This window comes from Microcoleus sp. T3_B1 (genome assembly GCF_036700445.1).
Classification (GTDB): Bacteria; Cyanobacteriota; Cyanobacteriia; order Cyanobacteriales; family Microcoleaceae; genus Microcoleus.
This window is the reverse complement of sequence record NZ_JAUBOX010000041.1, coordinates 32,766-44,952: the sequence shown is the minus strand read 5'-3', so window position 1 is coordinate 44,952 and position 12,187 is coordinate 32,766. Positions and strand designations below refer to the sequence as shown.

8 protein-coding genes and 1 pseudogene are annotated in these 12,187 nt (G+C 47.0%); 6 read left to right on the top strand and 3 right to left on the bottom strand.

Annotation, left to right across the window (positions count from 1 at the left end):
• Nucleotides 1-273 (bottom strand): annotated as a pseudogene (locus QT990_RS21035) (hypothetical protein); the annotation flags it as partial.
• On the bottom strand, nucleotides 270-614 hold the full coding sequence (locus QT990_RS21030) for a hypothetical protein (protein ID WP_333300923.1): 345 nt from the start codon (nucleotides 612-614) through the stop codon (nucleotides 270-272). The pseudogene QT990_RS21035 and the gene QT990_RS21030, both read right to left, overlap by 4 nt.
• A gap of 137 nt (nucleotides 615-751) precedes the next feature.
• Between QT990_RS21030 and QT990_RS21025 the strand changes: the two genes are divergently transcribed.
• From QT990_RS21025 to QT990_RS21015, 3 genes are read left to right on the top strand one after another with little or no spacing between them, the layout of a single operon-like run.
• On the top strand, nucleotides 752-988 hold the full coding sequence (locus QT990_RS21025) for a helix-turn-helix transcriptional regulator (protein WP_333144742.1): 237 nt from the start codon (nucleotides 752-754) through the stop codon (nucleotides 986-988).
• 10 nt (nucleotides 989-998) lie between these two features.
• Complete coding sequence (locus QT990_RS21020; RefSeq protein ID WP_333042058.1) at nucleotides 999-1,724, top strand: restriction endonuclease; 726 nt, start codon at nucleotides 999-1,001, stop codon at nucleotides 1,722-1,724.
• Complete coding sequence (locus QT990_RS21015) at nucleotides 1,721-3,184, top strand: class I SAM-dependent methyltransferase (RefSeq protein WP_333144741.1); 1,464 nt, start codon at nucleotides 1,721-1,723, stop codon at nucleotides 3,182-3,184. The genes QT990_RS21020 and QT990_RS21015 overlap by 4 nt, the downstream gene beginning before the upstream one ends.
• Before the next feature lie 248 nt (nucleotides 3,185-3,432).
• Here the strand turns inward: QT990_RS21015 and QT990_RS21010 are convergent, their stop codons facing one another.
• Nucleotides 3,433-4,671: an LL-diaminopimelate aminotransferase gene (locus QT990_RS21010; RefSeq protein WP_333144740.1), complete on the bottom strand. Its 1,239-nt coding sequence runs from the start codon at nucleotides 4,669-4,671 to the stop codon at nucleotides 3,433-3,435.
• A gap of 240 nt (nucleotides 4,672-4,911) precedes the next feature.
• On the opposite strand from QT990_RS21010, the gene QT990_RS21005 reads away from it, so the two are divergent.
• From QT990_RS21005 to QT990_RS20995, 3 genes are all read left to right on the top strand, one after another.
• Nucleotides 4,912-6,003 (top strand): hypothetical protein, encoded by a 1,092-nt coding sequence (locus QT990_RS21005; RefSeq protein WP_333144739.1) that lies wholly within the window; start codon nucleotides 4,912-4,914, stop codon nucleotides 6,001-6,003.
• Between the two features lie 336 nt (nucleotides 6,004-6,339).
• Nucleotides 6,340-8,094, top strand: coding sequence for a DUF3352 domain-containing protein (locus QT990_RS21000; RefSeq protein WP_333144738.1), 1,755 nt, complete (start codon nucleotides 6,340-6,342; stop codon nucleotides 8,092-8,094).
• Nucleotides 8,095-9,820: 1,726 nt separating this feature from the next.
• Nucleotides 9,821-12,187: two-partner secretion domain-containing protein (locus QT990_RS20995; protein ID WP_333465715.1), on the top strand; the 2,367-nt coding region annotated here is incomplete at its 3' end.

Genomic DNA, 12,187 nt, shown 5'->3' with positions numbered 1-12,187 from the left:
ATTTGTGCCAAGGGCAGGCAGGATGCCTACCCTACAAGTAAACTCATTCTTTGTGGAACAGGCATCTTGCCTGTTCTCGATCGTTAAATTTGTGCCAAGGGCAGGCAGGATGCCTACCCTACAAGTAAACTCATTCTTTGTGGAACAGGCATCTTGCCTGTTCTTGATAAGAATACAAGATATCTGTTGAGTGTAGCACGGGCAACGAGAAGAGATTCGCGATCGCACTTTTGACTCAATTCTAGAAACATCGATCGCACATTTAGACTTCATTGCAGCCGGATTAATTTGACTAACAGACTCATGATTTCTCCCTGATCGGGTGTAATAATGATGCGGTTGTCGGGAATGGCTATCGGATGAGTCCAACGAACAGCTTCCTCGTAGCGCAATGCGTGCAGTTGGTGGATAGTTCGCCGTACCCCCAGCGGCGAACCGATGATGACGTGACGGACTGCTTCGCGATCGGCCTCAAAGGTTTGGTTGGTTAAAACATTCGGCGATGTTTGGTTCGATGATGAATCTTGCAACATAGCTTTGACCAATAATTTTGGATAGGTTTGATGCTTTGTAACGGTAAAACCGCGTACAATGACAGATTGAAGAAAAGACAACAATTCCCCTAAAGCACAAGTGGCTTAGCTGGTGCTGTCTCGTCTTTATGTCTTTCCTTAGCGTAAACCAATTTACGGTCAGACGTCAAGTAATTTACGTAAATTAATTTACTATACGGGTCAAGCTGCTTGTGGAAATGCCAGAAAAATCAGAGCGATCGCCCCTAATGCGGCTCAGACTTAAGCGATCGCTGACCCAAAAGCAGCTAGCAGACGCACTTGGCGTTACCGAAACAACTGTAAGGAACTGGGAATCGGGGCGATCTGTACCGAAGCTAACGCCTGTTCAATACAAGAAGTTGCTAGAGATTCTGCAAATTACCTCTGCTGAATTACCAGACCAATTTGGTTTTCCCAGCGAGGGCGATCGATAGAATATTAAGAGTGGCAAATAATAATGATACTGTTTACCTTCTCAGCCAATTAAAAATGTGGTGGTTCATCAAAATGACAACTCTGACCGTAGAAATTCTTTGTTCTGAGGCGGCAATATTTTCAGCAGCCGAGTCTCAACACCCGGAACCTCTGCTTTACGGAATCACAGACGGAAAGGCTGTTGGAACATATTTGGAGCAAAAGTTCAGACTCTATCTCAAGCAGCAATATGAATTTATAGATGGCAATTCAGCAAGCGGCATCGATTTCCCAGGGATATTGGTTGACGTGAAGGTAACAAGTGTTAGGCAACCGCAGTCGTCATGTCCTTTCAAATCTGCAAGGCAAAAGATTTTTGGGCTGGGATATTCACTGATTATCTTTGTTTACGAAAAGACAGACAACAGTACCATCCGAACTGCAACGCTGAATATTTTGCATACAATTTACGTTAGTGCCGAAAGAACAGCAGATTTTCAAATGACCCGTGGAATTCGCTATATTTTAGATAACGAAGGCAATAAAGATGATTTGCTTGCTTTCATGTTTGACAAAAATCTACCTGTTGACGAAATTGAAGCAGGTAACATTGCAGACGAAATACTGAGAAACCCACCCTTGCAAGGTTTTTTGACCATTTCTAATGCGTTGCAATGGCGACTTCAGTATGGAAGGGTCATTGAGCGTGCCGGACAACAGGAAGGTGTTATCGCAGTTTATAAATCTAACCAATGAGTTCTAACAATCGCAAAACCAAACTAGAATACGGCGATTTTCAGACACCGCCGGCATTAGCCGATATGGTATGTCGAAAATTAGTAGAACTTAATGTCAATCCTGGCACCATAATTGAGCCGACGTGCGGTATCGGTAATTTTATTCAAGCTGCTGCACGTTCGTTTCCATCCGCCGCCAAAATTATCGGGGTTGAAATAAATCAAAATTACTTAAAAGAAGTCAGACTAAATAAGCAATTATTTCAGGATGAGAGATGCGATATTTGGCACGGAGATTTCTTTGATTTTGATTGGAAATCATTAGTCGATCGATGTAGCACTCGACTGCTTGTACTCGGCAACTTTCCGTGGGTGACCAACTCGCAACAAGGAACTATTGGTAGCGAAAATTTACCTAAAAAAAACAATTTTCAAAATCACAGTGGCTTAGATGCTCTCACAGGTAAGAGTAACTTCGATATCTCAGAATGGATGCTGATTCAGGCGGTGCAATGGCTGCAAAAGCGCGATGCCGATCTAGCGATGCTTTGCAAGACTTCGACTGCTAGAAAGTTATTGAATTACCTTCACTCTCAAAAACTCAATCTCGCTGACTGTGCAACTTACAAAATAGATGCTAAAAAATATTTTGATGCAAATGTTGATGCTTGTTTGTTAGTCTGCAAATTTGATGCTCATTCGCGAAACTACTTCTGCGATGTATTTAGCAGTTTAGAAACTTCAGACTGTCACCGAATTGGATATCACAACAATCTCTTGGTTAAGGATATAAATTCTTTCAGTAAATTGAGTAATTTATATGCTGTGAATTCAGGGACAAAATGGCGATCTGGTGTAAAGCACGACTGTTCTAACGTGATGGAGTTTCGCAAAATAGACAATTATTTTGTAAATACATTCGGAGAAGTTGTCGATATTGAGGACACTTATCTGTTTCCGCTAATCAAAGGCTCTGGTGTTGCTCAAAATCGAATTAATGCTACCGATCGATATATGCTCATTACTCAAAAATTTATCGGGGAGTCAACTGAAAATATCAAAAAAATAGCTCCTAAAACCGGGCGCTATCTGGAGGATTGCGGGCAATATTTAGATAATCGAAAAAGCAAAATTTATCAAAACAACCCTCGATTTTCGATTTTTGGAGTTGGCGATTATACCTTCAAACTTTGGAAAATTGCGATTTGCGGGCTTTATAAAAAACTGGATTTTAGGTTGATCGGTGAAATAGCTGAGAAACCTGTGGTTTTTGATGATACTGTTTACTTTCTCGGCTTTGACGACGAGGGAGTTGCGCGTCAAACTTTTGAGCTTTTGAATTCACCGGCAGCGATTAACTTTTATTCAGCGATCGTATTTTGGGATGAAAAGCGCCCGATTAAATCCAGTATTTTAAATTGTCTGAATCTGGCACTACTGGCAGATTGGGAGTTTGTAACCGCAGATGCACGCAGATAAACGCAGATGGATAGAGATATAATTTATATTATCAGTAATTCTGAAAACCTATAACTCTAACTTTACCCAAGCTCGTAAACTTCGAGGAATTTGTGGAGTGGCTGCCTGAAAATTCGGCAGTAAGCTGATTATAACTCACATTTTTCAGCATTTGCATGAACAGGCAAGATGCCTGTTCCAGAAGAGATCAATTTTCTTGTGGGGTGGGCCGAAGAACCCGGCCCCAAAAAGATTTATCTCTCGCCCTTTTACACCTTAAACTTCTCCACAATTCGTCTCATCGCTTCCTCCACATTCTCCCGACTATTAAACGCCGAAATGCGGAAATAACCCTCACCCGCGGCACCAAAACCAGAACCCGGAGTTCCCACCACATTGCAAGTTTCCAGCAACTTCTGAAAGAAATCCCAACTCGACAAACCGTCAGGCGTTTTCACCCACACATAAGGTGCATTTTCCCCACCAAAAACCTCTATTCCCGCTGCTGTCAATTTCTCGCGAATAATCGCAGCATTTTCCATGTAAAAATTGACTAAAGCCTGAATTTGTGCCTTGCCAGCCTCCGAATAAACCGCCTCAGCACCGCGCTGCACGATGTAAGAAACACCGTTAAACTTAGTAGATTGGCGGCGGTTCCACAATTTCCAAATTTCGACATCGGAACCATCTGCTGCTTTTCCAGTCAAAGTCTTCGGTACAACTGTTAACGCGCAGCGAGTACCCGTAAAACCAGCATTTTTGGAAAAAGAACGAAATTCGATCGCACAATCCCGCGCCCCTTCAATTTCGTAGATAGAATGCGGTAAACTCGGATCGGTAATATAGGCTTCGTAGGCCGCATCGAAGAAAATAATCGAACCGTTAGCTTTAGCATAATTTACCCAAGCTTGCAAGTGTTCCTTAGTTGCAGTTGCCCCCGTCGGGTTATTCGGAAAACACAAGTAAATTAAATCGACTTTTTTGTCGGTGGGAATTTCCGCAGTAAAATTGTTTTCCGCTGTAATTGGCAGGTAAACTAAGCCGCCGTATTCGCCATTTTCGTTCGCATCTCCCGTGTGGCCAGCCATCACGTTAGTGTCTACATACACCGGATAAACTGGATCGGTAACTGCGATCGTGTTATTGTTGCCAAAGATATCGAGAATATTGCCACAATCGCACTTAGAACCATCAGAAATAAAGATTTCCGAAGCATCAACATCGCATCCCCGCGACTTGAAATCGTGCTCGGCAATTTTCTCCCGCAGCCACTCATAACCTTGTTCCGGGCCGTATCCTTTAAAGGTATCCCGCGAGCCCATGTCTTCCACCGCCTTCACCATCGCCTCCCGACAAGCAGCCGGTAGTGGTTCCGTTACGTCGCCAATCCCCAGCCGGATGATGGGCGCTTGGGGATTCGCCTCTGCATAGGCTTTCACCCTGCGCCCAATTTCGGGAAACAGGTAGCCAGCTTTGAGTTTGAGGTAGTTGTCGTTGATAGTTGCCATAGTTCGATCGCTACAGAATGTCGTAGAATAGCTTACTCTCTATCGAAGGAAGAAGGAAGAAGCAAGAAGGAAGAAGCAAGAAGCCTTTAGTTATCTACGAGAGAAGGAAGAAGGCAACCCCCGCCCCAAGGTGGGAAAGCAGTTGGGTGTTTTTACTTAGTCGATCGACAAATACAGGGCATTGACCAAAAAATCAAACTATCTTGTATAATCAAAATAGTGTGCAGCGCAGAAACAATTATGGACGAGATCGAGTACGCCAAACTCTATCAAGAACTGGCGGCAATTCTGGATGAGTTTAATTTGGGTTGGGTAGTTCAACAAGTAGCCGATACTGTAGAGATAGGCAAAGTAATTGAAGAGCGATCGCTCAAAAGAAAAACACCTCTGCTCAAGATAGAAGATTATACCGCAAAAGAACAACTTTTGCTGTTAATTAATGCTGTCGAACAAGCGACGGTTAACACTTCCGAAATGGAAGACGAAATTGCTTATTTCTTGAAAGTAGAATCAGAAACCTCTCCCCTCGGCACAAAAATTACCTTTGCCAATTCAGGTGCCGAAACTGCCAAAACAATCGAGTTTACCTCCAGCGTCACAGCCCCCCGTCACAAACAGGCGATCGCCCTCAAGCACTTGCTCGAAAAACTGCCTTCCGGGCCGAGCAACTACGCCATCAATTCCGAAATAAAAAGCAAATTAAAAAGCTCGATCGATCCCGATTTTAACACAGCGGCAGAACAAGCCAGAATTTTTGACACTTACCTCTTCACTATTCTGCTAAAAGCAGTTGCTAATGAAGGCGGGACTATTTATTACAACAATGTTTTAGACGACGAAACACCGAAATATTTAACATTTAGAAAAACGGCGGGGAAAATCCACGGAAGTGCACATCCCTATACTCATGCTGTTGTGGAATTTCCCGACAAACCAGCCCTGGAAGTTCACCTAGGAGTAAAAGTCCAAGGTAGAGCCGGAGTTCTGCACAACTGCAACGTTTTAATTTTGTACCAAAAAGAAGCAAATATCTGCCGCTTGCTCAACCGCGAACCCCGACACTCGCAGGTAATTTTAGCAGTAAACTCTCAGCACAGCACCTCAGAACTTAAACTAGAAATGGCTGGTGCTTTTATCGGCTTAGCGTCAGACATTCGCTACGAAGGCGGCAGCTATTTCATTTCTAACAGTTACTCCCAACCCGTAGCAAAACTGCTAACTACCGCTCGCAAAAAATGGGAACTAAACATTTTTCCGAGAGCCACAAACGATGTCCATCGACTGATGTACTCGTTTCAAACTATCTTTAAAGACTTTAAGGCCAGAAACTAACATCAGGGAATTGGGAATTGGGCATGGGGCATGGGGCATGGGGCATCGGGCCTTGGGGATAGTTAGTGTAGGACTTCGCGTAAATACGAAATAAACCGGGTTTTTCACCAGTATTAAAGGCAAAAATGCACTATTTAGTAAAAAAACGGTTTCCGTATCTAGGACTATAGTGATTAGTGGTTAGTGGTTACTGGTTAGTAGTTTTTCTAATAACAAATAAAAAACAACAAATTACCAATGCCCTGTTTGGCCCATGCCCCATCCCCCATGCCCCATCCCCCATGCCGCATCCCCAATATAATTTATGATGTTGCGAGCACCCGAACCTTACGAATAATGTTTAAGAAAGATAAATCTTCCCTGCTGTTTACGATCGGAGCCGCCACACTTCTGATCGGTTTAGGCTTTGTCACCTACTACCTCGTCATTTCCCGTGGGCCCGCCAAAGATTTGCCGCCGGGGGCAACGGTTGTCCCCCAAGATACGATGATGGCCCTATCCATCACCACCGATGAAGCGCAGTGGAATAGACTGCGAGAGTTTGGCACGCCGGAGTCAAAAGCTTCGTTTGAGAGGTTTTTAACTGAAATGCGCGATCGCCTCCTCACCAGCAACGGCTACGCCTACCAGCAAGACATTCAACCCTGGGTGGGTAACACAGCAATGGTAGCCTTTCTCCGCAACAAAATAGCTATACCAGCCCCCTCGCCCGCACCCAATGCGCCCCCGTCTCCGCCAATTCAACAGTCAGTGGCAATTATCCTGCCAATTGCCAACCCGGTCAAAGCCAAAGAATTATTAGCAAAACCCAGGCCTCTGAGCCAAGGAAAAATAGTTGAGCGTAATTATAAAGGCGTGCAAGTCACAGAAACTCAAGGCGTACCCGATCGCAATTTTTCAGTCGCGGTACTCGGCACAAACTATCTAGCAGTCACCACAGATCCTAGCGCTACAGACAGAATAATCGACACCTACAAAGGCGAACCTTCGCTAGCCAAAACCCCAGGCTATGCAGACGCCATAGACAAAATAAAAAGTCCGGGTGCCTTCGGTCAAATCTACGTCAATATGCCCGTTGCCGCCGCCTATGCCGCCGCCAACTCAGCCCGTGAAATTTCGCCCGAAAGCCTGGAAAAACTGCAACAAAATCAAGGATTTGCCACCACAGCGACGCTGGATGTAGAAGGAATTGCCTTCAAATCTGTCTCTTGGCTAAAACCCGATTCTACCAGGAGGATAGCAGTAGAAAACAATGCTCTAAAAATGGTTAACCGCCTGCCCAGCAATACAATAATGATGGTATCCGGTGGCAACTTGCAGCGTTTGTGGCAAGACTACGTATTAGGAGCCGATGCCAACCCGATTTCCCCGATTAATCCCCAAGTTTTACGCACAGGTTTAAAATCCACTACCGGCCTGGATTTAGATAAAGACTTGATGAACTGGATGGCGGGAGAATTTTCTCTATCATTAATACCAGCCCCCGCCCAGAATCCCAGAGACAAATTTGCTGCCGGATTTGTATTTATGGTGGAAACAAACAACCAGGGCGCTGCCAACAAATCTCTGAAACAGCTTGATGAAACGATGAAAACTAAAGGGTTTAGAGTGGAGGAAATTCAAGTCGGCGGCAAATCGGCGATTAAATGGACATCGCCGTTTGGAGGGATTACGGTAACTCGCGGCTGGATGAACGATGTAGCGTTTATGACAGTAGGAGCTCCAGTGGTTGATGCGATCGTGCCGGAACCGAAAAGTCCGCTTTTAAGCAGCGAACTGTTCCAGAAAACAGTCCGATCGGAACTTAAACCCCACAACGGCAATTTCTTCATTGACACCGAGAGTGCGTTTAACCCGAAAAACCTAGCTTTGCCGGAGTTTCCTCCCAGCCAAAAAATGTGGATTGACGCCACGCGGTCGATCGGCGTTACAGCGGCCGTCATTGGCGATCGTACCACCCGTTATGACGCTTTTGTCGGTCTCAAAAAATCCACCCAATCCAGTCCTTCTGCAAAGCCTTCACCGCGCCCTGCTTCACCGCGCCCTGCTTCACCCAGTCCCTCGCCCACTGTCCAAACTTCACCCAATTAACTCTTAAATCCTTCCACAAATCCGCCTGCACACCCCCTTAAACACCCACAGGGCGATCGATTAAAACCCAAAAGCAGGCGATCGCAATCGGCAATAGTGGAGTTGATTATAAGAGGGAAATTGAGCCGGATTTAAGTAGTTTTCCTTCACAAAACCTCACACAAAAAAACCAAAAAACCCGGTTTTTTATTTAAATAAACCGGGTTTTTGAACACCCTAACAATTTGACTTATATCATGTCCGGTCGATTACCCTGATTCCTGTAGGGGCGGGTTCACCAATAATATTTGCCAAAAAGGGACAATCTCACAAACCCGCCCCGGCAATTGTATTATGGGCGATCGATCGGACATGATATTACTGAAGAAGAATTCAGAATTAAACAGCCAGAATCCAGAAGGGATTCTGTGCGACAGGATGGAGAATCGAGGTTTCAAGCCCCCGATTTTAATCGTGGATCACAAAAAATTCTTTCCGTGACCGTTAACCATCACTTCAGGCATGGGGTATTGGGAATTCAGAATTCTGTCTTCTGACAATCAAGCATCCACGATACAAGCCCCCGGATTCATTCCTTCGCAGACTCAGGACCGGTGAAATAAAAAACCTGTATCCGATGAAACTTGCCCCCCGAATTTATCCGTGGGGTAAATGCTTAAATCTAAAATCTAAAATCTAAAATCTAAAATCCCTTGACTCCTTCTCATTTCTTCTTTCCCTAATTTTAAGTTTCGGCAAGTGTCGAGTATTTTTTGTTTTCTATAAAATATTTGGGGATGTTTCCGGGTCAGTATTGGACGCAGAAACCTAGTTTTTGAACCCCTATACTTCCTTCAGACTATGAATAATAGTTAAAAAAACGGGTTTATAGGCGTCGGAGAGCCTCTAGAAAGGCCGTTTTTGTTATGTTTTATTAATATGTCATGGGGAAGATACAGAGCCTAGGCATTTCGAGTTATATTTAGATTGTGGAAAAGATACGCTGAGAAAATTGCCAAAGCAAAGGCCATTTCTACCCATTGACTCCTGAATGCACTTGCAGTCAGAAACCCGGTTGCTTCATAAAGATAGCGTCTTCAACCGTTCCGAAAAACCTATGCAGATATTGGCCTTCCTAGTCAGCACCTGTACAACATCGGAACGTGCAGTCAAGCGTCTTAACTGACTACGTTCATCTGGTCATAACACCGTGATGTAAACGCCAGCATTATGCACTGTCGAAGGCGATTAATGAACGAGTGAACAGGTTTATAGCCAAGCGTGTCGCTTTCCTAACAAGGGAACGTGAACATTTACCAGGCAAACCTTACTTAGCAATAAGACTGACAGAATAGCTCAAAAATACCACCTCTGAAAATGAGGGGTAGATTTCCAATCTTCTACGAAATTGACCAGACACAGCACAGATGTGCAAATCTTTAGTGACACAGCCGTCAACCAAGTTTTTTCTACAAAGCCGGTTTCTTTATTTAATTTCTGTGATTTATAGCGGTTCTCAAGCGTAGTGAGGTATGGGTTAGTCCTATGCCCTATGCCCTATGCCCTATGCCCTATGCCCTCTGTCCTATGAGCACCTCATGTTACTGAGAAAGACTATATATATTTTACCCATTAAAAACCTATGAAAACCATCAAAAATATTCAAAAAACGTCGAAATTCCTCTCAAAAGTAAGAATAAGCAAACTGACACTTGCTCTGCAAATAGTCTTAATAAATCTTTACTTTGTGCAAGCCAAAGCAGAAGGTCAAACAATTGTTCCAGCGGCGAACGCAACAGGCACTACCGTCACTCCCGCAGCCCAAAACGGAACTCCTGGGCAGCCAACTCGCTTCGATATTCAAGGCGGACAATTATCGAGCGATCGACAAAATCTTTTCCACAGCTTTAAAGAATTCGGCTTGTCGGAAAATCAGATTGCCAACTTTATATCAAACCCCAACATTCGCAACATTTTAGCGGGCATAGGCGGCGGCAACCCGTCGATTATTAACGGCTTAATTCAAGTAACCGGCGGCAATTCTAACTTGTTTCTGATGAATCCATCCGGCATCATATTTGGCAACAGTGCCAGCTTAAACGTGCCGGCTTCTTTCACAGCAACCACCGCCACCGCTATTGGATTTGGTTCAAACTCGTTTAACGCTGTCGGTAGTAGCACCTACACATCTCTGACAGGCGCGCCCAATTCCTTTGCTTTTGGGGCCGATCGAGCAGGGGCAATTATCAGCACGGCAGACTTAGCCGTCAAGTCAGGGCAGAACTTAACCTTGCTCGGCGGCACCGTTGTCAGCACCGGCAGCGTTTCTGCCCCAGGCGGTCAAATTACCGTAGCATCAGTTTTGGGGACAAATTTAGTGCAGATCCGCCAGCGAGGCAATTTGCTGAGTTTGGAAATCGAGCCGCCCTCAGCGACTAGCACCACAGAAACATCCAGCACAGCTTCGACATTCTCGATCGCAACCTTGCCCGAACTGCTCACAGGCATCGGTGAAACGAACGCTACAGGCCTCAGCGTCAATGCCAGCGGTGAAGTGGTACTCACGGCGTCTAACCGAGCAGTAGCTGCGGGGGACGTTGCAGTAAAAGATGCAAACGCTGGGGCGATCGAAATTCAAGCAGCCAACACCATTGCAGCCAGCGGAAACCTGACAAGTTCCCAAGGCGGCCCCATCGCCCTAGAAGCTGGTGGCGACATTAGGACTGCGGATCTCGACTCCCACTCCGACACCACCGCAGGCGGCAACATCACCGTCACCAGCCGTACAGGAAAAGTAGAAACAGGCAATATCAACGCAGGATCGATCGACAAAACGAGCAACGCCGGAGACGTTAGTATTGCAGCACCCTCAAGCAGCATTCAAACAGGGTTCATAGACGCCAACTCCGAGGAAAAACAAGGCGGCGCAGTCACCCTCAACGCGCGCAACGACATACAAGTAACCCATATCAACACCGAAGGCCGAACGGGCGGAGGAGAGATTTACATTACAGCCGGCGATAATTTCCGAGCGACAGGCACTTTCACAAACGATAACAACTGCTTGTCGCAACCTTGCAGCATTTCCGCATCCACTACTGGTAGCGCTAATGGTGGAAATATCACCATTGGCTACGGTGGTGGCGAAGCCTCGAACACTCCTTTCAGCGTCGGGCCCGACTATAACAAACTCAACGGTACTGCTGGCAGCATTGCCACTGGGGGTCCAAAGAAGGAAAATGTTATTACACAGGGAAGTTATTTCAGCCCCGATCCTCAGATAGTACAGCCGACCCAAATTAACATTACGGCTTCTTCAGTATCGCCAGCACCCGCACCGACACCAGCAGCGACACCGACACCAGCACCAGCAGCGACACCAACACCAGCACCCGCAGCGACACCAACACCAGCACCCGCAGCGACACCAACCCCAGCACCTGCAGCGACACCAACACCAGCGCCGACACCAGCACCCACACCAGCGCCGACACCAGCACCGACCCCAGCGCCGGCCCCAGCGCCGACACCCGCGCCGACACCCGCACCGACACCCGCACCGACACCAGCACCAACACCAGCACCAACACCAGCACCAACACCAGCACCAACACCCGCACCAACACCAGCACCAACACCCGCACCGACACCAGCACCTGCACCAGCACCTGCACCAGCACCTGCACCCGCACCTGCACCCGCACCTTTACAAACACTAACGCCTGCACCCGCCCCGGCACCCGCCCCGGCACCGGCACCAGCACCAGCACCAGCACCAACACCAGCACCAGCACCCGCACCCGCACCAGCGCCAGCACCCGCACCCGCCCCGGCACCCGCCCCGGCACCAGCCCCGGCACCAGCCCCGGCACCGGCACCAGCACCCGCACCCGCACCCGCACCTTTACAAACACCAGCCCCGGCACCAGCCCCGGCACCAGCACCAGCACCCGCACCCGCACCAGCCCCGGCACCAGCACCAGCACCAGCACCAGCGCCAGCACCAGCGCCCGCACCAGCGCCAGCACCAGCACCAGCACCAGCACCAGCACCAGCGCCCGCACCAGCGCCAGCACCAGCACCAGCGTCGGTACCAGCGTCGGTACCGAATGTT